The sequence below is a fragment of the Alphaproteobacteria bacterium genome, from assembly GCA_015231795.1.
GTDB lineage: Bacteria > Pseudomonadota > Alphaproteobacteria > Rhodospirillales > WMHbin7 > WMHbin7.
The window spans coordinates 340062-364951 of the sequence record JADGAX010000003.1 but is presented as its reverse complement, the minus strand read 5'-3'; the positions used below and the strand labels follow the sequence as shown (position 1 = coordinate 364951).

Annotated in this window: 25 protein-coding genes; 8 read left to right on the top strand and 17 right to left on the bottom strand. The window is 55.4% G+C overall.

From position 1 onward, the window contains the following. Positions 1-6 precede the first annotated feature (6 nt). The 5 genes from HQL44_09430 to HQL44_09410 all read right to left on the bottom strand — a co-directional run bounded on the left by HQL44_09430 (position 7) and on the right by HQL44_09410 (position 5096). A complete protein-coding gene (locus tag HQL44_09430; GenBank protein ID MBF0268803.1) occupies positions 7-558 on the bottom strand; it encodes a hypothetical protein in 552 nt (183 codons plus the stop codon). Then, the gene (locus HQL44_09425) at positions 552-1217 is read right to left on the bottom strand and encodes a restriction endonuclease subunit S (GenBank protein MBF0268802.1); all 666 of its coding nucleotides are present in this window, start codon (positions 1215-1217) and stop codon (positions 552-554) included. The genes HQL44_09430 and HQL44_09425 overlap by 7 nt, the downstream gene beginning before the upstream one ends. Beyond that, positions 1214-3316, bottom strand: coding sequence for an SAM-dependent DNA methyltransferase (locus HQL44_09420; protein MBF0268801.1), 2103 nt, complete (start codon positions 3314-3316; stop codon positions 1214-1216). Before HQL44_09420 ends, HQL44_09425 begins: the two co-directional genes overlap by 4 nt. A 271-nt stretch (positions 3317-3587) precedes the next feature. Continuing rightward, positions 3588-3989, bottom strand: coding sequence for a hypothetical protein (locus HQL44_09415; GenBank protein MBF0268800.1), 402 nt, complete (start codon positions 3987-3989; stop codon positions 3588-3590). A 333-nt stretch (positions 3990-4322) separates the two neighbouring features. Continuing rightward, positions 4323-5096: a hypothetical protein gene (locus HQL44_09410; protein MBF0268799.1), complete on the bottom strand. Its 774-nt coding sequence runs from the start codon at positions 5094-5096 to the stop codon at positions 4323-4325. A gap of 225 nt (positions 5097-5321) precedes the next feature. Between HQL44_09410 and HQL44_09405 the strand changes: the two genes are divergently transcribed. The 3 genes from HQL44_09405 (at position 5322) to HQL44_09395 (ending at position 7585) form a co-directional block, all read left to right on the top strand. Further along, a complete protein-coding gene (locus tag HQL44_09405; protein MBF0268798.1) occupies positions 5322-5627 on the top strand; it encodes a helix-turn-helix domain-containing protein in 306 nt (101 codons plus the stop codon). Beyond that, entirely contained in the window at positions 5624-6736 is a 1113-nt protein-coding gene (locus tag HQL44_09400) for a site-specific integrase (GenBank protein MBF0268797.1), read from the top strand. Before HQL44_09405 ends, HQL44_09400 begins: the two co-directional genes overlap by 4 nt. A gap of 549 nt (positions 6737-7285) precedes the next feature. After that, a complete protein-coding gene (locus HQL44_09395; GenBank protein ID MBF0268796.1) occupies positions 7286-7585 on the top strand; it encodes a hypothetical protein in 300 nt (99 codons plus the stop codon). A 138-nt stretch (positions 7586-7723) separates the two neighbouring features. Here HQL44_09395 and HQL44_09390 read toward each other — a convergent pair whose 3' ends face one another. The 8 genes from HQL44_09390 to HQL44_09355 form a co-directional block, all read right to left on the bottom strand. Then, on the bottom strand, positions 7724-8518 hold the full coding sequence (locus tag HQL44_09390; GenBank protein ID MBF0268795.1) for a hypothetical protein: 795 nt from the start codon (positions 8516-8518) through the stop codon (positions 7724-7726). 7 nt (positions 8519-8525) lie between these two features. Then, the gene (locus HQL44_09385; protein ID MBF0268794.1) at positions 8526-9431 is read right to left on the bottom strand and encodes a hypothetical protein; all 906 of its coding nucleotides are present in this window, start codon (positions 9429-9431) and stop codon (positions 8526-8528) included. A gap of 34 nt (positions 9432-9465) precedes the next feature. Continuing rightward, positions 9466-10266 carry a hypothetical protein gene (locus HQL44_09380; protein ID MBF0268793.1) on the bottom strand — a complete coding sequence of 267 codons (801 nt, stop codon included), beginning with the start codon at positions 10264-10266 and terminating at the stop codon, positions 9466-9468. 57 nt (positions 10267-10323) lie between these two features. Beyond that, positions 10324-11016, bottom strand: coding sequence for a hypothetical protein (locus HQL44_09375; protein ID MBF0268792.1), 693 nt, complete (start codon positions 11014-11016; stop codon positions 10324-10326). A gap of 16 nt (positions 11017-11032) precedes the next feature. Further along, on the bottom strand, positions 11033-12724 hold the full coding sequence (locus HQL44_09370; GenBank protein MBF0268791.1) for a restriction endonuclease subunit S: 1692 nt from the start codon (positions 12722-12724) through the stop codon (positions 11033-11035). 10 nt (positions 12725-12734) lie between these two features. Continuing rightward, positions 12735-14192: an SAM-dependent DNA methyltransferase gene (locus HQL44_09365; protein ID MBF0268790.1), complete on the bottom strand. Its 1458-nt coding sequence runs from the start codon at positions 14190-14192 to the stop codon at positions 12735-12737. Between the two features lie 3 nt (positions 14193-14195). Continuing rightward, positions 14196-16640, bottom strand: a complete 2445-nt coding sequence (locus HQL44_09360; GenBank protein MBF0268789.1) for a DEAD/DEAH box helicase family protein — start codon at positions 16638-16640, stop codon at positions 14196-14198. A 370-nt stretch (positions 16641-17010) separates the two neighbouring features. Then, on the bottom strand, positions 17011-17316 hold the full coding sequence (locus tag HQL44_09355; protein MBF0268788.1) for a hypothetical protein: 306 nt from the start codon (positions 17314-17316) through the stop codon (positions 17011-17013). 103 nt (positions 17317-17419) lie between these two features. Here HQL44_09355 and HQL44_09350 point away from each other — a divergent pair, with 103 nt between their 5' ends. Genes HQL44_09350 through HQL44_09335 form a run of 4 tightly spaced genes read left to right on the top strand, consistent with a single transcriptional unit; the run spans position 17420 to position 19444 of the window. Next, positions 17420-17608 (top strand): hypothetical protein, encoded by a 189-nt coding sequence (locus HQL44_09350; protein MBF0268787.1) that lies wholly within the window; start codon positions 17420-17422, stop codon positions 17606-17608. Then, positions 17601-18551 (top strand): hypothetical protein, encoded by a 951-nt coding sequence (locus tag HQL44_09345; GenBank protein MBF0268786.1) that lies wholly within the window; start codon positions 17601-17603, stop codon positions 18549-18551. The genes HQL44_09350 and HQL44_09345 overlap by 8 nt, the downstream gene beginning before the upstream one ends. Before the next feature lie 28 nt (positions 18552-18579). Further along, positions 18580-19194 carry a hypothetical protein gene (locus tag HQL44_09340; protein ID MBF0268785.1) on the top strand — a complete coding sequence of 205 codons (615 nt, stop codon included), beginning with the start codon at positions 18580-18582 and terminating at the stop codon, positions 19192-19194. Further along, positions 19181-19444 carry a hypothetical protein gene (locus HQL44_09335; GenBank protein MBF0268784.1) on the top strand — a complete coding sequence of 88 codons (264 nt, stop codon included), beginning with the start codon at positions 19181-19183 and terminating at the stop codon, positions 19442-19444. Before HQL44_09340 ends, HQL44_09335 begins: the two co-directional genes overlap by 14 nt. Positions 19445-19455: 11 nt before the next feature. On the opposite strand, the gene HQL44_09330 is transcribed toward HQL44_09335, so the two are convergent. From HQL44_09330 to mobC, 4 genes are all read right to left on the bottom strand, one after another. Then, entirely contained in the window at positions 19456-19833 is a 378-nt protein-coding gene (locus HQL44_09330; GenBank protein MBF0268783.1) for a transcriptional regulator, read from the bottom strand. Between the two features lie 56 nt (positions 19834-19889). Then, the gene (locus HQL44_09325; GenBank protein MBF0268782.1) at positions 19890-20915 is read right to left on the bottom strand and encodes a hypothetical protein; all 1026 of its coding nucleotides are present in this window, start codon (positions 20913-20915) and stop codon (positions 19890-19892) included. A 144-nt stretch (positions 20916-21059) separates the two neighbouring features. Beyond that, complete coding sequence (locus HQL44_09320; protein ID MBF0268781.1) at positions 21060-23786, bottom strand: relaxase/mobilization nuclease domain-containing protein; 2727 nt, start codon at positions 23784-23786, stop codon at positions 21060-21062. Next, positions 23776-24195, bottom strand: a complete 420-nt coding sequence (mobC, locus tag HQL44_09315) for a plasmid mobilization relaxosome protein MobC (protein MBF0268780.1) — start codon at positions 24193-24195, stop codon at positions 23776-23778. Before mobC ends, HQL44_09320 begins: the two co-directional genes overlap by 11 nt. Positions 24196-24508: 313 nt before the next feature. Between mobC and HQL44_09310 the strand changes: the two genes are divergently transcribed. After that, entirely contained in the window at positions 24509-24889 is a 381-nt protein-coding gene (locus HQL44_09310; GenBank protein MBF0268779.1) for a hypothetical protein, read from the top strand. The last annotated feature ends 1 nt before the right edge of the window (position 24890 follow it).

Sequence of the window (24890 nt, the reverse complement as noted above, 5' to 3'; positions counted from 1 at the left end):
CGGGAATCATATCGCGATCTCCCCGTTCATTAGGCGCGGCAGGAGAAGGTCGCGGGCTTGGGCAAGGGCTCGGTTTTGAAGCGCGAGGGTTTTACATTGTTGAGTAACGGATAGGATGGTGTTGTTGAATACGGAAAGCAGCCCCTCTGGCGGCTTTGGGATCGAATACCCCAGCAATACCTTTTCGTCAGCGCGCGGCATCTTGGAGCCTTCGCGCACGGTCTTCGAGGCGACAGCCACGAAATGGTCGCTGGAAGTGGTGCAGACGACCAGCGGCCAATCTTCGCTCTCCTTCACGCGCCAGACGATCGCGTCGGACGAGGCCAGCCCTGATCGCAGCGTGAAGCCCACCTTATGAAAATAAGGCCTAATCTTGCAAAAGAGGATGTCGCCCTCCGCAAATCGAGTTTTGCCGCTCGCCAATTCCTCTGTGGTCTCCCATTCCGCCAAGGTGAAGGATCGGCGAGGAATGTGCTCCAAGCCGATGTGGATATCGTCTTCGGCGAAATCTGCGGGTTTAACCGTGTCTTTGACGACATCGACTAAGTCGATCAGCATCCGGCGCTCCCACCCCTCGGGGATGCCGTCGATGATCTTGACGTGTTCGTGGCCGGGGAAGCGGAAGTGGACGAACCATTCACGGTAGAGCAGCCGCGCCGCCTCCTCCAACAACGCAATCCGCCGTCGGTTGTTTTCTCGATCAGGTCGTCGTAGGCAGAGAGGATGTCGGCTATCTGGCGTTGCACTCGCAGGTCGGGTAGTTGGATCAAAAAACCCTTAAGCACTGTCAGATTGATGTTTGGTTGCGCTGCCTGCCCACCGAGGCCTTGACACTTCTGAAATGTTCTTGGGTTTTTAAAGTGGTAATATACAAAGCGTGCGTCGGCTTTGGCCTTGTTGACGCGCATAATCCCGACAGCTTGGTTTGTGTTGGCTGGAAGGTGCTCATTGCGAACAAGACCGCACCGCCCGACCTGTGCGCCCGCAATTGTTAAGAGCACATCTTTGTCATGAAGGATCGAGCGCTTTAGTGCTTCGTGGGTGGTTTCATCGACATAGGTAAATCCGGATATGTCCAAAGAACTGTCGCCATTCAAGGCTTCAGCCTTAATAAAATTGACACCACTTTCAGTGAAGGGCATGCCATATGTCGTCGGGGTCGTGCCTTTGGTCACAACTTCTGTTATCTCATCGATTGTGATCTTCGGCCAATTCACGCCCCCAACTCCTCGAAGTTCCGGGCAATCCGCGCCGCCAGGTCCACCGCCTCCTCGTTCAGCCCCTTCAAGTCGATGTGGATGGCCCGCAGCGCTTCCTCGAAGTCGAACGCCTCGTCCACCTCTTCCGGGGCCACGCCGACATAGCGTCCGGGGGTCAGACTGTAATCATGGGCTGCGATAGTCGCCCGATCGACCTGCTTCACCAGCCCCTCGACATCGCGCAGCACCGCGTCGGGGAAACGGTCCTGCAACCATTCTGCCTGCTTGATAAAATAGCGGGTCTGGCGCAGCGCCTCGACCGCCGCTGCCCGCGCCTCGTCCAGCGCCTTGCGCGTCCGGTTCACCTCGGCATTGGCCCAGGAATCCGAATCCCGCGCGGCAAGCTCCTTGACGGCGATGTCGATCACCCGCCCCGCCAGCTTCGCCGCCAAATCGATTTGCTTGGTCAGATCCCGGCAACGCTCGGCCAGCGGGTGCAGCGCCGTCCGCGCCGCGTGCAGGCCGGCATTGTCGCGTCCGGCATCCGGCCAGCCCTTGCCCCGTGCCGCCGCTTCTGCGACAAAGGCGTCGATGTCGGCCGTCAGGGTTGCCTGGGCGCTGGTCAATTCAGCCCACGGCTCGGCAAGCGGGTCAACCTTCCGCTTTACCTTCGCGAAGGGCTCCATCAGGTCGGCCAGGGTGCCCAGAGCCTCCTCGTAGGCGGTGAGTGCGGGTTTTGTCGCCTCACCCTCGGTGAGCGCCCGGGCCAGATAGGTTTCCACCAGCTTCAGGAAACGATCCTGCTGGCCGCGATGGAGCCAGACGATGGCGGCGATGTTCTTCTGCTGCTCCGGGCTGAAATCGCAGACCGAGCGCGAAACCTTGCGAAAGATGCTGCGTGCATCAAGCATCAGCACATGGTCGCGCCGCGCCTCGTCCCGCTCCTTGGCCCGGTCGAAGAACCAAAGCTGGCAGGGGACGGTGCGGGTGTAGAAGAAGTTGCCCCGGATATCGATCATCACATCGACGGCGCCAGTCTCGACCAGCTTCTGGCGCACGGTGGCTTCGTCCCGCCCGGCGCTGGAGGCTTGCGACGACATCACCACACCGGCGCGGCCCTGGTCGTTCAGATAACTGTAGAAGTAAGACATCCAAAGGTAATTGGCGTTCGAGACCTTCTTGGCCTTGTTGACGCCGGGCAGGCCGAAGGGCAGGCGTGGGTCGCCCTTGACCTTCTCGGCGTCCACCTCATCGACGTTGAACGGCGGATTGGCCATCACGAAGTCACACTTGCCGACCAGTTCGTGCGGGTCCTTGTAATAGGTGATGGCTTCGTTGCCGGCCCGGATGGTGCCTTGCAGGCCGTGAACGGCCAAGTTGATCTGCGCAATTTTCGCGGTGGTCTCGTTCTTCTCGTGGCCATAGAAGGTCACCCGCTTCATGGTGTCCTGGCCCGCATCCTCGATGAAATGGCTGGACTGCACGAACATGCCGCCGGAACCGCAGGCCGGATCAAGGACGATGCCGTGTTCGGGCTCGATGACGTTGACGATGGTCTGCACGATCGAGGGCGGGGTGAAGAATTCGCCGTTGTCATGCGCACCCTGCTTCGAGAACTCGGCCAGGAAGTATTCGTAGATGCGACCGAACACGTCGCCAGAAGCGGTGCGCAGCCCCTCGGAATCAAACATGCGCAGCATGCGTTCGAGCAGGTCGCCCTCGAAGCGCTCATAGTCCTTGGGCAACTGCCCGGCCAGCGGTGGGAAGGCCGTTTCGACGGCCTCCATGGCTGCGGTTAATGCCGCGCCGAGATTGCCGTCCTTCTTTTTCTCCAACAAGGCGTCGTAGCGGGCCGCCTCGGGCAGCATCAAGGCGCGGCGACGGCGGAAGTCGGCTTCCACCAGCGGCCGGTCGGGCATGCGTCCGGCGGCCTGATCCTCCTTGATCGCGGCCTGTGCCTCGTAGAACCGATTCGTGGCATGCCGCAGGAAGATCAACCCCATGATCGGCATGAAATATTCGTTAGACGCCAGCCCGGAATTGGCCCGCAGATCGTCTGCGATCTTCCAAAGATCGGCCTCGAACTTCTCGATGTCCTTCATGTGATCAGCGGTCATCGTCGGCACGTTTCCTCATCTTGGTAATGGATCCCCCTTTTAAAGCTGCCCCAATCGACGATAGTTGCCCACTTCCGTGCAAGTCTTTGGTTCGACCTCAATGGCATAGCGACGGGTGTCAAGGGCCTCCTCAGGCTTTCACGCCGAATATCCCGGCCAGCGTCTTTTTCCCCTGCTAATTCGCAAAAGCAAGAATAGCGATTCCGGGGAGGCCCTCAAGTGCTTAATTTTGGTTGTAAAGCCGGATCAAAACATGCCGTGTCCGTATATGTCACGTCCTACGGGGGGTGATGCCGTATTCGCTTCTCTGCGCCCCCCAATCCACCGGCACGTCTTCCAGCAGGTCGGCCAGTTGCAGGGTGCGGGGCTGGCGCCCTTCCAGGATGGCCTCGACGATATCGGGGGCCAGCAGGGTGAGGCGAAAGATACGGCTGACATAGGAGCCGTTCAGCTTCTCGGCCTCGGCCAGTTCGTTCAGCGAGCGGACCTGCCCGTCCTCGATCATGCGCTTCCATTTGAACGCGCGGGCGAGGGCCTTCAGCAGTGCCTCGTCGGGCTTGGCGCTACGGCGCTCGGGAACGCCCTCGCCCTCGGGCACGATGATCTGTTTTCGCCCGCCGAAGCGGCGAATGGTCATCGGAATACGGATGGTCAGGGTGTCCTGGGCGTTCATGCCGCTTTCCTTTTGCGCATCGCGTTCATGTCGATCTATTGGATCGACTGCACATTTTCCATCTGCCACATCATCCGACAGATTTCTTGGCGAAACTTACGGAAGCACGCAAAAACAATTTCTATCTCGCCAACGACAACACCCTACGATGCGGTTGAAGCGGAGCCCCTAAAGAAAATTTCGTTTATTAGATTCCGCTAAAAGGAGATTAAATGCTCTTTTCGAAAAAAATCTCCTGAATCAGATTTCTCTAATAAGAAATAAAATGGCGTTTTCAGAAATAATCTCCTGTATCAGCCTTTTCTAATACGAAATTAATTGCACTTTCTGCATTTAATTTCTTCTACTCCGCAGATCAATTAGAGATTTACGTGGATCGTAGGCCACGCAAGCAGAGCGTCTATCCGAATGAGGAAAAGATGTGCCGGGCAAATTGCCGCGCATCCCCATTTTCATGGCACCGCAATCTCGCCAAGCAGGTGCATTTTCATGTTCCGCTTTCCGCTTTCTCCTAAGACTTTTTCTGTACCACGAATTTTCATGTGGTTTGATTTTGCGGTACCACCAGACGAGGCAAATTGGCGGGCACATTAATTCGAAACTGACGTCGCTTTTCATTGAGCCATGAATATCCCCCTGCATGAGCACGCCGTGGGGCCAAAAAATGAGGCTGGAAGGGGCGTGTGAACGCCTCCTTCCTTTGGTGCGCCTTGTCTCTCTTTTCACTTTTCGTGGTACCACGCATTTTGCAAAAGTCGCGGCACATAAAATCAAACGACATGCCGCAGAAATCCGGTCCCAGCATTTCCCCGCGCCTCTGGCAATTGTTGGTTCCAGGCAATCGGCATATCTTGGCACCAGAGAAAACCGTCTGAATCGCAAATCAGCGGTACCATCGTCCTTTTGAAACAACGAGTCCGGATTCTTGACAAAGACTGGAGATTTCGTCGCTCCAGCAAAGCGGAGAAGTGAGCAAAATCTGCGGTACCAGATTGAAACACTCCCGAGGCGTTCCCGCTCGGCGGCAACCATTTCGAAATTTATGCCGCAAATTTCCTGAGCGCGTTTTGAGAAATTGACATTTCCGCCAGAAATTTCATGACGCATAAGCTGATAACAGGAAATTATCGGTGCACCTCGTTAAACCACTTGGATAGCTGAAATACTGTCCTGGAAATCAGATCAACAGTATTCGTGACAATCAAGAACGATTATTTTGATGTCTGTATTTTTTGTCTTGACTCTTTCTTTATAAACTCGCATTTTCTTCGAAACCATAGACAACCACATGAAGTTCCCTGCCCTAGCAAGCTTCAAATGTGTGGATGGCCTATGAGTTCGAACCACCCCTTCCTGAACGATCAATCCTACAGGGTCATAACAGATCCCGAGCGGCTGTTTCTGACCGTGGATGAAGTGGCCAGCATTCTGCGATGCTCCATCGATCATGTGCGGCGAATTCCCCGAGATGAACTTCCCTGCTCACGCCCAGGCAAGATGAACATCTACCGGTTTCAGGATATCGACGCCTATGTGAAGGGCCTTCAAGCCGAAGTCATCGATACACAAGCCGTCCAACGGCTGCTAGAGTCGACCACGGAGAGTGTGCGAGGGCGTCCTTTGCGGAGGACGCAATGAGCAACACGATTAAAGTAGGCCCTTTCCGTCTACGCCCCTTTGTCCGAAACGGCAAGCAAACCGGTCAATGGCTGGTGAATGTGCCGGAAGGATTTGGCGGCAAACGCAGGCGGGTGCTGTTTGACAACCGTGTATCAGCAGAAGAGTTTGCTCGCAAGCTCGACCGAGCCTATAGGCGCGGCGAGTTGGCACAGCAGGTCAAAGACGAACGCTCTGCCTACAGTTTTTCGGAAATCGTCGCACTTTGGCTTGAACGGGAAGAAGCCCGTATTCAAACCAGAAAGAAGAAACAGGTTTCTTTGGAAACTGACAAGGGCAGGCTGAAATGGCTTCGCCGACATTTCGGGAAAATGGAAATTCCTGACATATCTGAAACCAAGATCCTGAGCTATCAGGCGATGCGATTGAAAGCGGGAAGAAGCCCCTCAACAATCAATTCCGATCTGGTCACCCTCTTCAAGATTCTTCGGTGGGCCAAGAAGACGCGCCTCGTGGATCAAATCCCCGATACCGTCGAAAGGATTCCCGATCATCCGAAAGAGGTTTACATCCCGACGCCGGAAGAGGTTGTCAGGATAATTCGGGCTCTGCCAGAACGGCTTCGCTCCCTGGTGCGGTTCTTGGCTGAAACCGGATGCCGATCCGGCGAAGCCTTTAATCTAACCTGGTCTTGCGTGAATGAGGTTCACGGCTATGTCGAGATCAAACCTCAAGATGGTTGGACGCCGAAAACCTATTCCTCGGTCAGAAGGGTTTACCTGATGCCCGAGATGTTGGAAGAAATCCGGCAACTGCCCAAGCTGACCGAAACCGTTTTCACGGGAAGGTTGGGCGGCAAGATCACCGAAGTTAAGAAAGCGTTCGCCACTGCGGTCAAGGCCGCCGGGATCACCGACAGACAAGGAAACCCGGCACGCATCACGCCGCATGTTTTGAGGAAGGCCTTCGCCACCTGGGCCGCGACAAGCCGAGGTGTTTCCCAACCCGTACTCCAAGCCATGCTTGGGCACGCGCCGGGATCAAGCGTTACGGCCAAGTACTATGTGCATGTGAATGACGAAGCCAAGAGGGCTGCTTTGGTTCCTCTTCCCATGGGAAAATTGGGATGAGACCGGGCCAATTTTTGGCAACAGTTTGGCAACAGCCAAATAATTGAAGCGGCGCTAAGTTATGGGCGCATCTAAGTGTCTGGCAAGTCAGAGAAATTTGGCGCAGCCGACGGGATTCGAACCCATGACCCCTGCCTTCGGAGGGCGTTCTCTCGATGCGCCCTGCCTCGACTTTTCATATAAATCAATGCATTACGCTGCACCAGTTTGCACGTTTTTGCATGAAAATGCAGGCTGAGTGGAGCGCAATTGGAGCGCAGATGGAGCGCAGATGGAGCGCAGCAATGTTGACAATAGCTTTGTGAAGAAGTTTAATTTGTTCGCGCACGACTCGAACCATCCGCCGCCTGGACAGGCCGCAATGAGAGCCAGTCAACCGCACTCAATCTGACCGATGAAAATCGGGGGCATAGCACCAGCGCAAGCCTAAAGAAGGTGCCTTAGTGACGGGAGTTGCCGTCTCAGCCGCGGGGTGGAGACAATCCCCGCATGCCACGGGCGAAACTCAGTACGTGGCTTCATCAACCTCTGTGTTGTGGAGCCACAGCTATGCCCAAAGACAAGTCATCAGAAAAGATTCGTGCTTCTCGCAGGCGCCTGCACCCGAAGCCATCCTCCGGCTTCATGTCAACAGCTCAAATTTCCGAAGAGTTCGGGCTCAGCGCCAGTTTCCTCAATCATCTCCCTCAGGGAACGCTCAAAAGATATCCAATCGGAGCGTCAAAGTATGTCTTTGCCCGCGACGAATTCATAGCCGCCTTGAAAGCGGGTCACCTTGCATCAAAGCCACGCAGGAAGAAAAACTGCACAAGTAAACCTGGCCGCCCGAAGAAACCTGTCATCGACTAAAGCTGAGGCCGGGCATACCAATGATGACCGCCTCAGATCAACAAATCTCATCTCTGCTGACAATTACCGACGAACTCTAGAAACCGATCTCGCCAATACCATCAAGGATGAAAGCTCAATGTAGAGAGGTTTACCCACTCACTTAACCCCTAAAATCCAGCCCTCAACCTCTGCCACGGCGCGTTCAGGCGAGGTAAGGGCTGGATTGAAGAGGTCAGCGAGAGCGCCGTTGCGGTCGGCTTGCGATAGCCAGGCGGCAACCGAATAGGCGTCGTGTTGATCTGTGGTGCGATCCTGGCGGGGAAATTGGCTGCTCCAAAGCCGTGGGTAGACCTCGGCAATGACAGAGCGCCCGGCAGGAACAACCCAGCCGTCAAAGGGCCAGAAGTGAACACGATTGCCAAGCTGGTTGCGGATATAGCGCAGCCAAGGAATGCCGGAATGGGTGGATTTGGCGACCGAGCCTTGGACATCGAAATGGAAGACGGATTTGGCCGTGCCCGAGCGTTCTTCTGTTATGCGCTTCCAGCGCGAATTGCCGGTACGGGCAGCACCATTGCCGCAAAGACCATGGCGGACAAAATCGACGTAGGTGTTGTCATCGTCGGTTGGCCAGTGGTGTTGAAAGTCATCAAGAAAGCTGGGCCAGTCAGGCAGCAGCCCATGAACCTCAAAATAACGTAGTGGAAAGGAGAAAGCGTGGTCAATGCCGGCCAGTGTCGGCACCTCCTCGGCCAACCGCTCGACAAGCCATTCAGCAAGCCCCTTGCGCGTCCAATATTTTCGGGGCGACGGTGGTGGCGGAATCTCAACCGGCTTGGCATCGCCCAGCGCCATATATACGCGCAGGCCCTTCAGGCTGGAAGTCGGGGTCTCAGCGCCGGAATAGTCGATGCCGATAAAACGGGCGAAGAAGGTACTGGTTAATGCCATGCGTCAATCAATCATCCGTTTGTTTGGCTTCGCCGGGCAAGGTGGCGCGGATGGTATCTGTTAGCTTTCGCCCCGCTTCCTCAAGGCCATCTTCTTCCCAGATGATGGTCGTGCAGTGATTGGTGTCAAAGTGGGTGCGATGAAGGTCGAAGAAGGCTCTCTCGCAGGTATAGATCACCTTGCGGTCAAGGCCCTCCGAGAAACCGGCTTCCCAATAGGCACCATGATTCCCGCAGGTCAGTTCGGCGATCACAAAGCGGGCCTTGCGAATCTCGACGCGCAGATGGTTATCAATCACGCCTGCCTTTGGCTCATCATCAATGCGAACGAGATCAAAGCCCGCCCGCTTGACTGCCGGACGCCAGATGTCCTTATAAACATGATCAAGCAGTGGATTATTGAAGGGCATCGCCATGAAAGCCGTGCGGCTGACAAAATCGCCACGCAGTAGTTGGTCGTATCGTTCCCAGCCCTTGAACAAAAGCCGCAGAGTTCCCGATCCACCATCAGTGCTGCCTTCAACCAGCTTCTGATCAAGCAAACTTTTCGCTACATAGTCCACATCATTGGCGGTCATACAGCCGAGAATGCCGATCAATTCATCGTAAACAGGCTGTAGGTAATTGCCTGGATTCTTCCTGCCGTTCTCACCCAGCCAGATGATCAAATTGTTGCCCCGTTCGGCTGGGGCTGGAAGCTCGTGCTCAAAGCAATTGTTCATTATGTTGGTGGTCAGGGTGGGCAGGCTGGCATGACGCTGCATCTTGCGAACTTCATGGCTAAGAACGGCGCGCTTATAGTCTGTCAGGTCGCTGCGTTCGGGCGAAAGATATCCATATACTGATCCGGAAGCATAGAAGCTTCCGCAACGCGGGCACCTGACGATAATGCAATCACCGTCGTATTGCGTCACACTTGCCTGAAATTTACATATTGGGCATTTCTGTTCAGGTTCTTGCATTCTCACAGCCCTTACATTCTTGCTTGCTGGGGAGTTCATTGTAGCTCTTGCTTAGAAACAACGCCCTTAGATCACAAGCGTTCCAGCTTGTGACTCCTTCTGTCAGGATATTGGACAGAAACTTGCGCTTCTCGTCGTCATCCCATTCGTCCCACGCGGCGGGGACATCAGCACCATCGAACCCAACTGGATAGGTGTTGTCATCGGCCAGCCAGGGCGGGGTTACGCGCTGTTCGGCAAACTCAAGCAGCGCCTTCAGATCGGCAAAGGGGTCAGCGATGCTGCGAATCTCCATCGTCGCATGAAGCAGCAATGACAAGTCACGCGCCGAGAGGCCAAGCAAATCATCTTTGATCAGCGTTGGCACCAGACGGTCCAGAGCAACGGCAAGGCTGATATGCGCCCATTCGAAGGGATCGTAATCGACACTGTTGGCGAAGTATGTCAGGGCCGACATAAAGGCATCGGCCATTTGGCGCGGGTTGATCGTTGCAGTCAGTTGGAAATCAGTATCGTTGAGTGGTAGTTCGCCTTGCCAGATAGAAACCCTGGGGCCGTCGCCCTTCTCAAACAAGAATCTGGTGCCACTGCCTTCCTCGTCAATGAACCATTCAGATGGAGACTGGCCTTGAACGCAGGCATGCAGCCATTGAAGCATCCTGGGAAATGGGTCGTATATGTGCGAGGCGCTGATTTGAATCTGCTTATTGGCAATCGTGATGGTGAATCTAATCCATCCTACCGTGCATTCTTGGAAGGAGACCGAGACCTCAAGGGGTTGGTTCACGCTACTCAACCTCACAAAGCTGAGATTATCATCTCTGGCACGCCAGTCGGCCAGATATCATGAACCCGGATTGTCATTCCGCACCCCCATTAAGAGCAGCATCTGTTCAACGAACCTTTCTTCATTAGCAGCCATTTCGGCTTGCCCCTTAATCTTAAGCCCGTGATTATCCCACTGATGCACGTCTTTCTTTTGCTGGCGATATGAATGGAGCCGCTTGTAAGTAAAGTCTTTCCAAATCAGCTGCTTAACTTGAGGATATTTCGTCCCCAAACCAATGCTTCGATCTTTTCCCACCGCGACAAGACGAATGCGGAGACTATTGTGAGCGTCATGGAGCCCTTTCTCATATAGGTTTGTTGCAGCCTGGTCGATATCGGCATGAGGCAAGCAGCCGACCGCAGCGAGAACTCGGTGTATGTTTTTTCGATCCGATTGGGTCCAAGGACCGTTGAGGGTACAAGGCTGGTTCGTCTTCACTTCCACAATCACGACTTCAATCTGGTCACGGGAAAGTGACAACCCAGCCACATCGTCGGCCATAATGTCATTAGGGTCGTCGAATAGGCGCTCAGCACGGTAAGGAAAACGCACGGCAAGTAAATCAGCGTCTGTGCGTTGGCTGCCACGTCTTTCTGGATGAACAACAAAATTTTCAATTTGAAGAAAACCGTTTAACCGGAAATACCAGTAGGCCACCTTTTCAGGGTCCAAGCGTTCTGATGCAGGTGTTTGCGGCGCTTGCCCCATGCTGTCGCCTCTACCTCTATGCCGCCAGGGCCAACGAGTGATGAAGGATGGATTCAAGCAGGCAGCGGCGGGTGTCGTCGCAGGTTGATAGGCTTGCCTCCAGCCGGTCGCACAGGGCCATCAACTCATCGACCTTGGCGACGATGCGGTGTTGCTCGGCAAGGGGGGGGAGGGGGAAAGGCGAATGTGCAAAATACTCGGTTGGCACGCGCTTCTGGCCAGCCGTGCCGGTCATTTTCGGGATGCCAGTTTCGATAAAGTGCGGGCTCTTGAGGAACAGCAAGATGTAATCCTGTTCGATGAACAGCGGACGCACTATGTGCAACTCAGTCGTGCCGCTTCCAATCCCGCCCGTTAGATTTCGGAAGACCGTCGATTTACCGTTCTCGAAGCAAGGCGTGATCTTGGCGAGGCCAACATCGCCTTCAGCAAAGTGCGTGTATCCCTTCTTAATCTCGCCCCAGGGTCTGACTTCGTGTTGGTTCGCAACGCCATAGTCAGCGGCAATCAGCGGCATCGGAACAAATGATGCCTCAAGGACATCGGGTGCTTCGTTGCGCGGGCTCAACACGCCGATTTCAGAAAGCTGCGACCAGCGCCAATTTGAAGGAACTGAAAATGGTGCTTCGGCAGGAACAGAGGCTTCTCTCGGAGACTTTATCTCCCCCGCCTTTACCAACCTTGCTTTCTCAGCTGCAATCCGTTTCAACAATTCCGAGGCCGGTTCGTCGTTGGGGTCTTGGGGGACCAGTTTGCCGCGCACGGCAAGGTTCAGGATGGTTTGGCGGAGTTGCTTGATCTGATCTGGGCGCGTGGTCAGGGCAGAGAGATTGTTCAGCGCAAAGCGGGCATCGGCTTGAAAGGTTTCTGGATCGGGGGCGTTCAGGCGGGCGAGGCTGGAAAGTGCTAGTCGGTCGCGGGTTGCCTCGCGCTCTTTCCTTGCCGCCTCCAGCCTGTCGCACAGGGCCATCAACTCATCGACCTTGGCAACGATGCGGTGTTGCTCGGCGAGGGGGGGAAGTGCGACCGCGATTCGATCCATGCGGTTCTTGGGAAGCCCCCCCCTACCAGCGCCCGTCTGCTTTCCAAATATGAAGGCCTGGAAATATGGGGCAAGAACGAGTTTGTGTAAGAAGTCGGTCATGCCGTCGATGGCAGAGCGGATAATGGCGACATGTTGGCTAATATTGGCCTCACCAAAACCATCGGGAACCCGGCAGCATCTGCCCATAGATCCCCCTGTGATATTCAAGAGCAGGTCCGCAGGCTTAACCGCAGTTCCGGACATCCTGGCGTGAACGTCTGCAGCGATGTAGGCAACGTCATCAAGCCGAAGCCCATCGTCGTACACATTCTGAGACCGTAGAAATGGCACACCACTTTCTACATAAACTTCCTTGCCACCCCGGGGGGTGCTTCCAGAACCTGTCTTAGAGCAGATTTCCCCGATACGAGTCCAAGCCCAGCCTTTGAGCAAAGCAAAGGGCACCTCTTCACTCGCAAGCGGCTCTAAAGCGTCTCGAATACCCAACCTTGCTTTCTCTGCCGCAATCCGCTTCAGCAATTCCGATGCTGGTTCGTCATTCGGGTCTTGCGGTACCAGTTTGCCACGCACGGCCAGATCGAGAATAAAGCGGCGCAGGCGGGCGATGGCATCCGGCGCATCGGCAATGCGGTCATAATGGGCCAGCAGCATGTCGGGGTTCATTGCGTGGTGCTCATCGAAGCAGGGCCTCGGCCAGGATGGCTTTCAACTGGTCGCGTAAGCCTGCGGCTTGGGTCTCGGCCTCGTTCAATCTGGCCAGCAAAACTTCGGGGTCGCCATGATCGTCGGCTACCGTGTGCGGGTTCTTGATATCCAGGTTGTAGCCCCGCGCCTTGATGTCCTCGGCGCTCACCTTCCAGGCTTGCGGCGTTTCCTTGCGCCCCTTGCGCTTGGCCCCACCCCACCAATCGATGCAGCTTTTGAAATGCTCCAGCCGGATCGGCTTGGTCATGGAATAGGCCTTTTGCCCATCCGGCACCTGATGCTCATAGAACCAGATGTCCTTGGTGCGCTCGCCCTTTTCAAAGAACAGCAGATTGGTGCCGATGTTGGCATAGGGTTTGAATACGGAATTGGGCAGCCGCACAATGGTGTGCAGATTGCACTCCTCCATCAAATGTTCCTTGAGGCGGGTTTTCACACCTTCTCCGAACAGGGTGCCATCGGGCAGCACCACGGCTGATCGCCCGCCAGATTTCAGCAGGCGGATAATCAGGGCCAGGAACAAATCGGCGGTTTCGCGGGTTTGGAAATGCTTGGGAAAGTTGCTTTCGATGCCGTCTTCCTCGCGCCCACCAAAGGGCGGATTTGTCAGGACGATATCCACCCGATCCGACTGGGTATAGCTGATATAGGGCTTGGCCAGCGTGTTGTCGTGGCGCACGAAGCCGGGGTCCTCGACGCCATGCAGCAGCATGTTGGTGACGCATAGCATGTGGGGCAGTTGTTTTTTCTCGACGGCACGCAGGGCGGCCTGCATGTTGCGCTCGTCCTCGGGGCGCTTGATATAGCGTTCGCGCATGTGGCGCAGCGCACAGGTCAGAAAGCCGCCGGTGCCGCAGGCGGGATCGAACAGCAATTCGCCGGGCTTGGGATCGATGCGATCCACCATGAAGGCGGTGACGGCACGCGGCGTGTAATATTCGCCCGCATTTCCTGCACTTTGCAGATCGTTGAGTATCTGCTCGTAGATGTCGCCAAAGTGCTGGCGCTCGGTCAGGTTGTTGAAGTCGATGCCGTTGATCTTGTTGACCACCTGGCGCATCAACTGGCCGGACTTCATGTAATTATAGGCGTCCTCGAACACGTCGCGCACCACGCGCCGCCTGTCGCCCGCTTTGCCCGACAAGGGGAGTGCCTTTAAGGCCGGGAACAGATCGGTGTTGATGAAGGTCATCAATTCCTCGCCGGTGATCCCCTCGGGATCGGCGGCCCAGAAGCGCCATTGCAGCTTGGTGGGGATGGGCGAGCGATAACCGGAGTTCAGCAGCTCCAGTTCTTGGTCCTGGTCATCCATGATCTTTAAAAAGAACATCCAGCAAAGCTGGCTGATGCGCTGGGCGTCGCCATCGACGCCGGTATCCTGGCGCATGATGTCTTGGATGGATTTAACAGTTGTGCGGACGGACATGATCTAGGCGGTTTCCTGGTAAAGGGCTGTTTGTAACTCGTGCACGGCCTTTTCGAAATCCGGGCGGGTGCCGAAGGCTTTGATGAGCTGCATGGGGGTGCCCATGCGGTCGAAGGGCGGGATTTGCAAGACACGCGGGTCGTCGAGATTGATAATACCCTCGTCCTGGTATTTGGCCAGCAGGGCATCCAGCACGGCGCGGGCCTGGGGGCCGTAGTGGGTGAAGACATCGCGCTTCTTCACGTTGTCGGCCCGCTCGCGCCGAGTTAGGGGCTTTCTGTCGAAGGCGACATGGCAGATCAGATCGAAGGGATCGAACTGCTTGCCCACTTCCTCGGCCAGGGGATCAAGCGACAGGCCCTCGGCTTCCAACTCATCGATGATGGCCTGCTTACGCTCTTCCGATTTCCAGCGTTTCAGGAACTCGTCCAAGCTGGCAAAGCGGGATTTTAAGGCCTTCTTGGTGTAATCGCGCAGGCTTTCGGTAATCAGCTTGCCGTTTTCATCAAGATATTCCACCCGCTCGGCAATGATGGTGGCCTTGACGCCATCCACGTAAATCTTGCGCCGGGATTCGCCCCCTGTGGGGCCTTCGGGGAAGCCATCGACAATGATCTCCTCCTCGCCTGGCTCGGGTGGGATGGGATCGTCAGTGTCATCGGGCGGCGGCACATCGTCGGGTGGTGCGACGGGGTCATCGTCGCCCGGCTCGTAGATCTGCACCGGCTCGCCATCGAAGTCTGGGTCAGCGAAGTGGCTGGAAGCGCCCCGGAAATCGATCAGGGTGAAATAGAATTTCCGGGTGTCTTCATGCACGCGGGTGCCGCGCCCGACGATCTGCTTGAACTCGGTCATCGAACCTACTTCCCGATCCAGCACGATCAGGCGGCAGGTTTGGGCATCGACCCCGGTCGAGAGCAGGCGCGAGGTGGTGACCAGAACTGGATATTTGGATTCAGGGTCAATGAAGTTGCCAAGCTGGGCCTGGCCATCGGCATCGTTGCCGGTAATGCGCATGACATAGCGGTGGTTCTCGCCGACCAGATCGGCATTTTCGTTAATCAGAGCCTGGCGCATCCGGGCGGCATGTTCCTGATCGACGCAAAAGATAATGGTTTTCTGGAATCGGTCGCCGCTTTCCTTCAGGAAATCAGTTATTTTACGGGCCACCAGATTGGTGCGATCATCCAAGACGATGGTGCGGTCGTAATCCTTGGCATTATAGATGCGGTCCTCGATTTCTTCGCCATCGCGGTCAAGCTGCCCCTTCTCGGGCCGGTAGCCTTCAACATCGCGGTCGATATGGACCTTGACCACCTTGTAGGGGGCCAGGAAGCCATCGTGGATGCCCTGCTTTAGCGAATAGGAGTAAACCGGGTCGCCGAAATATTGGATGTTGGAAACATATTTGGTTTCCTTGGGCGTGGCGGTCAGGCCTATTTTGGTGGCGGTTTCAAAGTAGTCCAGAATTTCGCGCCAAGCCGAATCTTCGGCGGCACTGCCTCGGTGACATTCGTCGATCACGATCAGGTCGAAGAAGTTTTTTGAAAACGTCTTAAAATGTTTCTGCTTTTCATCCGGCCCGGTGATGGCCTGATAGAGGCCCAGATAGACCTCGTAGGATTTGTTGATCTGGTGCTTGGAGTCGATGGCCGTGGTGACATCGGTCATCGTTCCATCGGCCTTTTCGATGGTCTTGGAATTGCTGCTGAGCTTGGCCATAACCCCGCCAAAGGGGCGGAAATCGTTGACCATAGTCTGGTCGATCAGCACATTGCGGTCGGCCAGGAACAGAATGCGCTTCTTGCGCCCAGCCTTCCACAGCCGCCAGATGATCTGAAAAGCCGTATAGGTTTTGCCGGTGCCGGTCGCCATGACCAGCAATATGCGGTCCTGGCCTTTGGCGATGGCCTCGATGGCCGCATTGATGGCGTTGATCTGGTAATAGCGGGGTGTCTTGCCGCTGCCGTCATCATAGTAATCTTGCAAGACGGTCTGCTCGGCCTCGGGCGACAGGCCTTTCCAGGCGCGATATCGCGCCCATAGGTCATTGGGCGACGGGAAGGCATCCAGGGGCAGATCGGTTTCTTGCCGGGGGCTGGCTCCCGTGCGGTCGTGGAAGACGAAACCATCACCATTCGACGAGAAGACGAAGGGGATGTTCAGCGTCTCGGCATAGCCCAGGCCCTGCTGCATGCCGTCGCCGATGCTGTGGTTGTTGTCCTTGGCCTCGATCAAGGCAATGGGGATGTTGGGCTTGTAATAGAGGATGTAATCAGCCCGCTTGGCCTGGCCCCGGCTGACAAGCTTGCCGCGCACGATGATGCGGCCCTTGGTGAAGGCGAATTCCTCGCGGATTTGCAACATCTCGTCCCAGCCCGCCTGACGCAAGGCAGGCGTAATGAACTTGGTGCAGATATCGCGTTCGCTTAGCTTCTTCTTGTCCATGGCCCCTACAGGAAGAAAAGTCCCCTAGGCCTATTTTTCGCATACCGGGAGAAGATAATAAACTGACAAATTGCAAAGGTTGCACTGGCGAATAAGCCCCCGTATGTCCAAGCTGGAGATGTTTATGGCTAGAACGCCCGCCCCTAAAACTCAGCTTCAGAACCTAATGACCGCCGAAGACCTGGCCGCCTATCTGGGCAGGTCGGTTCGCACGATCCGCCACGATGCCTCCAGGGCACCCCATCGCCTTCCTCCTCGAGTACGGCTGCCGGATTCCAGTTTGCTGCGCTGGCAGGCGGATGTCGTTTATGCCTGGGTCCAGCAGTTCCAGGAAGAGTATAAGCCTAAAGCTAAGCGCGGCAGGCCACGACTACCTCTGTGATTGGCGATCAAAGGCCTGGCTTTGCCCTACCTCGTTCGCGTCAAAAGCCAAGTCAGTCTCTGGCGCTGAGATTTGCTCAAGCAGCCGCAGAATGGCGCTTGCCGCCCCACCTCTCGGGCAGTTCTGCGCGTAGAACCATTTCTTGACGGCAGGCAGCCCTGCGTCCAGATGTTCCGCCAATCGGCGTATCCTTTCCGCATCCCGAGCCTCCGGCGCAAGCTGTGCGGCGGCGGCCCGCACCACTTCGGAAAACGCTTCAATCTCATGCCTTCGGGTATCGCTTACGGGCTTCATGCCCCCAGGATAGGATAAACTCTATCCAGACGGCAATCGGGGAGAATCGGCTTGTTATAGGATAAACTTTATCCTATTATTGGCGTAAAGCAAGAGGGCAAATATGTTCAACGTCATCACAAACCCGTTTGAAGAACTCCTCGCCGTCCAGCCGGTGCACCTAGCCACCTGCGACCTGGTGGAGCGGGCCAACATCGTCGATCTGTGCGCCACACGCGAACGCATGATCGCTCGCGAGGCGCTTACTAAAGCTGCTCGGGAGAGCAGGGAGTTCAGCTATGCGCATGACTGACAACTCCCTTCGTGACAGGCTGAACGAGATAAGAAAGCAGCGCGATTTATCTTGGGCCACAACGATTGCATTGGCCTACGGCAACCACGTTGCCATGTCCAGGCCAGTGGCATTGATCGAGCTTGAAAGCACTGGCGTCACCCACAAGGAAATCGGCGCAGCACTTAGAGCAAGAAAAATCGGGGCCGTCACCCGCCACATTTATGCCGAAGCCGATTCCTGGGCTCTCGACTTCCTGCTTGGCATGCAAGAGGGGAGGCCAAGGCCCCTTTCGCCTGTTCCATCCCTCCTGGCCGAAGCCCTGGCCAGACAGCATCGTTGGAAGCTGGGGATAGGCTCCGAGCTTTGCGCCGTGCTTTGTGGTTACGGCGACAATCCTGAATACGTAACCACGGTTGGATATGACCAGGTCGCGCCATGCAAATTTGGTGAACTCATGCTTGAGCCCATGCGGCCAGAACTCATTGAATTACCAATTGCCGCTCAAGTCCTTGTGCTTGGGCTACAAGGCCGCCTTGATGGAACTGAAGAAGCCCTCGTGTATCAAGGGCAGTTGCTCGGGAAAATGCCGGCATGGCGGCAGCTTCTTGCTGACCAGATTGCTCCGGCGCTCGATGTCCTGCCAACTCAACTGTGCATCGTGGCGCTGGCTATCCGTGAGCAGGTGGGCAAGGAAGCGCAACCGGCGCTGCGCCGTTGCCCGCCTGGCTGGAATCCTCCGCCAGAAGGAACACGGGTGGCAAAGGTTGAAGGCTGGTCGTTGGAGACCGTAGTAGGCCCGAATTCAGGCATCGTGTATGAGGCATTAAGCGGGTTTTGCATTAACCATCCATTTGCCGATCCGTGTAAAAGATTTCAGTCGTCAGCCATTCTGTGGATCGATGAGAAGATGGGGTGGGCTCGCGCACAAAGCCGCCTCTACAAGCTGGGGAGTCGGGGATAAATGGACGCCCCGATAGTGGAGAAGAATATTGCCTGTTTTCATCGATCTTGAAGCCTCGGCGCTAGAAAACGGCTATCCCATCGAAGTCGGCTGGGTTGCAGTCGATGAAGGCAACCGCTTCTCGGGCAAATCGTTCCTCATCCGCACTGATCCGCATTGGCTGAAGTCCTGCGCCTGGGATTATGCCGCCGAGGCAGCGCACGGAATCAGCCAAGCGCTGTTGAACGAGAAGGGCCTGCCCCCTGCTGACGTGGCGCGGCTAATTGATAGTGCAATAGAAGCCGGGCCAGCTTTCACAGACAATCCGGGGGCAGACGGTCACTGGCTTCGGATTCTTTTTTCCGCCACGGATATTGCGATGCGGCTAAGGCTTGCCGATGTTGAGCTGGTGTATAACGTTTTTCGGAAACAGGAAGCGCAAACGCCAGGCGAGCAACAGAAGGCCATAGAAGGAGCCTCATTGCGCTATCTCAGGGCGGAGCAGCTCGCAAACCAACTTGCTCCAAGAACGCATCGCGCTCTTGACGATGCCCTACATCTGGCCGCCTTCTTTGTTCTATGTCAGCCCGAAGAGCCGGATATCGAATCGCTCAGGCGTGAAATTGCAAAAGTGCAAAGGAATGTCGGCCATGACCATGAATGAAGCTCAGGCCCTAGTGGCCGCTGAAATCGAAGAGCTTGCACGCAAGCATGGTGTTGTTTACGTGCCAACTCCCTCTGATGAACTGATTGAAGCCAAAACGCGCCTCTGGGGCAATGATGTCGTCACAGATAGAATTGAATATCTGATTATCGCTTTGCACCGGGCGGGCGTGATCGACGGATCAGACATGACCAAGCTCCTGAGGCGATACCTGGACGCAGCCCTCGACCTCGACGACGAAGAGGGCTAAATTGCAATGTGCTAGGCTGCCGCTTTTGTCGGATAGGACTGCACGAGAATATCGGCGGGCAGGTCAAGAAACTTTGCCAAGCCCCTGATCATGGGAAGGGTCAGGCTGCGCTTGCGGTTCAGAATCTCGGCAACCCGCCCCCTGCCGCCGATGATCGTCTCCGGGTCGCGCCGCGACAATCCCTTCTGCTCCATCATGAAGTTGATCGCCTCAATGGGGTCCGGGTTCTCTATCGGCCAGCGCCTAGTCTCATAGACTTCCACCAGGGTTGCAATGAGGTCGAGGCGGTCACCGCGAGGGGTGCCGGCCTTCGCATCCATCAGCCCCTCGATCTCTCGCAGGGCTGCCTTATGCTCTCTGTCGTTGCGAATTGGTCGATTGATCTGCATGGTCGTTCTCATATCTTGTCAACGTCAAGGCCGATATCGCGGCAAACAGAGGAATCTCAGCGCTTCATAGATTCACAGCGTTCAAGCAAGCTCTTGAGGATTTCATTTTTGTCTTTAGACAGCATATCCATACCGCGCTGCAAAGCAATACGCCAAGCTTCCCCTCTCTCAAAAGCCTCGTTCCAAGCGTCGTAAAGATCATATTGTCGATGCTCCGCCATCGCCTCGATGATGACGCCCGCCTGCGCCAGATCCTTTTCAATTTTCGCAGCAGACTCTGAACGTCTTCTTGTCGCAACGATAAGCTTGTGGAGAGCGTAGCGCTCTGGGGCTGGAACATTGACCAACACCCCGCCCCCATACAGCAGAACCGAACGGATGGGATCTCTGATCAGAAAATCCAAAAAGCGAAGAGGTTGTGCGGCGACGCCACCGAGTGCGGGAAGAATCGGAGGCTCGGCTTGGTAATCGTCGCTACCACGATTGGGCGTGAGAAACTCAACCCGTAAGCCTGAATTATTTTGGAAAGCGATAATTTTGCGCCCATCCATCATGTGCGATACAGAGCGGAAACTATTATCGACCCCGTTCAATATGTTCGGGATTTCCGAAACTGAATCTTCCACCTCAATCGCTACCGAAAGAAACTGCGCGATATCGATATCCCCGGTTTGAAGATGCTGCGAAGGGAGCATAACCCCCAACACCCCTGAATAGGTTTGGAATGCCGAGGTTCCGACCAAGCAGGCGCGAAGACGGAATATGCCAGCACGGGCCAGCGCATCAATCAATTTCCCGACTGGCGCTGGAGGTTGGGGAAGGCCCGCCGCGACAAGAGCCCTGACGACCTTCCTGCGGTCATTAAAATCAGTTTTGACAGAATGAAAATTTTGGATACGAGACGCAATTTCCGGGTCGCTATCGGGACCGACATATTTCACATAGCGTTTCCCGTCCTGGGCATAGCCGTTATAATACCAATAAGACTTACCCTTTACCTGCTTAGGGTAAAAGCTCCCGTTAACGGGAAAGTCACGATCAAACGCAGCATCGTGACTGCGCTGGATTAAATCGGCAAACATGGTTTGAATGGAAAGACCGACTCTATTTAGCATTCGCTAACCTTGTTTAACGGCAGATCGCTCCAGAGAATACCAGTCAGTTACTTGCAAATCAACCATGTTGCAGGCAACTTGACATCTATTTTATATCAGCACGTTAACTGGCTAATGCCTCATCCCTGGCCCGTGCCTTGGCCGCCCCCACCCCAGATCCTCGTTCCAATCCTTGCCGATAGGCCGCAGACGGGTGGTTTCGAAATCGAAGGCTTCCGAGACTTTCTCGGCCATCTCCTCGCCGGCATAGTCGTTGTCAAACCCGAGAGCGATTTCAGCGCCAGAGTGAGCGGCGACAAGGGCCTTGACCTCCTCAAGCGTCCTCTTGCCGAAACCGCCGCCGGTGCTGACATAGAGGGTATCTGCCCTTCCCTCCATCTGCGCCAACGACAAGGCGTCGATGCCTGATTCCGTCAGGACAATCCGCAAAGCAGATTTTCGTGAATCCGAAGTTCCGAAGATGGCCAGGGTTTTCTGACCGCCTTTCGCAAAGCCGGACCAATTCGGCCCCTTGACTTCGAATCCCAGGACGTTGCCCGCTTGATCTCGGTGGGCGAAGAGGACGTTGCCCCGCCCGTCCTCCCGCACCTGGTCACGGGCATAGGCGGTCAAGGTCGCCTCGGTAATGCCTCGTTCAAGGAGATAGCTGGGCACAATCGTCTTGGCCATGTTCCAGCCCTGACGAGCTGCCGTATGGTCACGCTTGCGCTCCTGCGCTGCCTGAGGGGGAGCGGCAGCGTCTACATTGGCCAGATGGGGGCGCAAGGCCCTGCGGACATCGCCCAGGTTGGCACCAGAACCCAAGCGACTTTGCATAAACTGAATGACCCCGCCGTTATCGGTAGAGACCTGCGAATTGAAATAGCTCCAGGTGCCATCCTTGGCCGTCGCAGCGATCAGCACCTCGCCATCCTTCCGCAGCTTGACGCTATGCTGCGTCGATTCAGCCTTATCGACCGCATATCCCAAGCTTTGCGCCATGGCTATCAGATCTATCCGGCGCATCGCCTCAAGCTCCTGGCGGTCTGCCTCCCGACGATCTACGCGGCTTGGCGCGGGCTTCTTTGCTGTTGCTGCCTGACGCTTATCTATGGCCTCAATAACCACCCTGGCGTCTTCGTCGCCACGACCTGTCTCAACCCGAAGCCAGGTTCTCCAGTCAGGTATACTGACGGACTTACGGGCTACCCTCTGCAGCTTCTGAAGGTCTTTGCGTTCCCTGCACTGATGCTCTGCTTGCGAGGCATTCTCGCGCTTCGCCTTGTCTTTATGCCAAGCTCTGAATATTTCGGCTTCCGGCCCTTCTGGGAATGTCATTTCAAGATTGAGAGCTCGTTCTTGCTGTCCTTGTTCTTGGATATCGCGCCAGGCAGAATGGGTCTCTATTAGCTCGTCTCGTTCGGCCTCGTGTTGGAAGCGTTGATCGGCGCAAAGTTGCTTTGCTTCTGAGTATCGTGCCCAGCAACGCTGCCGCGCCTCTGTAACATTACTCTTGATTTGGAATGTGTCTCGGATTCCCAGTTGGGCTTCCCGCTCTTGCATTACCACAGAAACGACATCGGCTAGGTCCGGGTTCGTCACATTGAACCCAGCCAGAACAGCCGCACGAGCAGCACGAACCTGGAAATCTTTCGTTCCGGAAACATTGATTGACGTCCATCCCTTTGCCCTTGCGATCTCCAGCATGACCTGAATGGCCCTATCGTCATTGCCGTTGTCCGTGCTTATCCTGTCCCCTTCGTCAACGATACGAGTGCCGGAGGTCAGACGAATATGAATATTTCCGTCGTGATGACGGTCGATACTCTGCAGATCGTCCTTGATCGTCGAGCGGATGCGGACAAGGTATATCTTCGACAGCAAAAGCAATTTGTAGCGCTTCTTGCGCTCAGTATCTTCGTCAGCTTCAAAGATCAGGTGTACAGGCTTAGGCGGAATATCCGCCACTTTCTCAGGCCGATTGACCTGGGGTCCACCAACGGATTGACCATTGGCCTTCTCTGCGGTGTTGTATTCCGGCGTTCGGGTAACAAGAAGACCAAGCCGTGCTTCCAGCTTTGACCGCGACCAAGATTTATCGACGTGCGAAGGCGAACAACAATCCTTTGGATCGGCTGTACTGACCAGCTTAGCGCCGCTGCCCTTGGCCTCATATCGCAGGCCGTATTGAGCAAGACGGTCATTCAATTCGGCCCATGACCGAGACATGTCGAAGATGGCTTCTATGTGTTCGAATATCTCATCATGCTTAAGGTATTCGACAAGCGGTTCTTGACCCGTCCGGCGCTCACGCCCCACTTCTCCGTCTGTTAGCTTATAGCCCATCTTTGCATACGGACTTAAGCCGTCTAGCGAAACGCTACCATCCGGGTTTATGACAGGATTATATTTACCGCGATCCTGCGCCCAGCCTTGCTTAAACTCGATCTCGCGGCAGACTTTTTCCAAGCGAAGAAAGTCGTGGCCTAAATCAGCTTTCTTGCCATCGAAACCAACCACATTCACCTCAACATGAAGATGATGGTGAGCTCTGTTTCGATGGATTGCCAAGACTGCTTGATTCTCGCTTAGACCTAAGTGCGCTAGCGCAATGTCACCGGCCTCAAACATTTGTTCGTCGGTGGGGCGTTCCAGAGCTGCCCAGCTCAGAATGAAATGATAAACAGGCTTATTAGCATCCCCTGCAACAGCACGCATTTCAGAAGCAGCAGTATCTACACTTTGTACAAAGCGATGAGCTAGGGCAAACGCATGCTCACGAACATAATTAAGCAACCCCCTGAAGCCGTTCCCTCCTGATCCCTTGCCATCTTTGCTTTTTGGAACTTTAGGAAGCATCCTTGTCCTCCTCGTCCAAATTGCTTAGGCGGCGGATTAAGCCACCGGCCTTATCTGAGGCTGCCTTTAAGTAGCCAACAAGTTCAAAGAACTCATCGGGAGACAAGATTTGCCCAGTCGCATTGCAGACACGAGCAATCTGGTTGATGAGTACACCGATCTTATTTAAGCGGTATGACACCTTGGAGAGCTCAGCCAGTGCCACTTGATTGACCCTCGAAGAGGCTATGGGTCGATCTGTCAGCAACACATGCCTCGCATAGGAGGTCACTTTCATGCCGACAATGGCCGCCTTGTCTTCTAACTCGACTTTTTGAGCTGGCAAAAGTCGAACGGTCAGCGCTTCGCATTTTTTCCGCCGATTGCTTCTCTGCTGTCCGTCGCCAGCCCGCGCCTTTTTGCCCACCACCAAATCCTTCCTTTCCCAGCACCCGATCAATCACCCGCCGATGCGCACAAGACCCGAAGGGTCGCGGAGCACTCGGGGCCGCTTTGCGGCACCCCCGGAGGGGGCGGGTCAGGGGGGAACGGCTTGCCGTCCCATACCCTGCTCCTCCGTTGCACAGCGTTGCATGCAGATGCACTTTATTGCACACGATAGCAAGTAATTGTATGTGCATGCACAGTATTCGTAAGTTCCTACAAATATTTATGCTTGCCATTTTTAAACGAGCAACATATGTTTTCATGCCATCAGGAAATAAAAGCGGAGATATCCTGCGATGGACAACTTAAGGGCAGACGATGACGAGCTAGGTGTGGGGCTGGATAGCCTTCTGCCTGCTACAAAACCAAAAAGAAAAAATGCGCTCATCAGGGAGCACTTCGAGAAGATCGACGCGGCCCTAAAGCGCGGCGTCAGCTTCGAACAAATTCGGGATTACTTGGATGGGAAGGGCGTCGATATCGGCATCACGACGCTACGCCAATATGTGTCTGAGGCCCGCGCCAAGGCGGCTAAGCCGGTTTCAAAGCGCATGAACGCTGCCATGCCGAGAAAGCCTCGGCAGAGCAAAACGCGCTTGACGGCACAAGATGCTCGGCCAGCTACGCCAGGTACGGACCGCAGTAAATTCGTCAACATTCCGGATGAGGGCCTTTGAC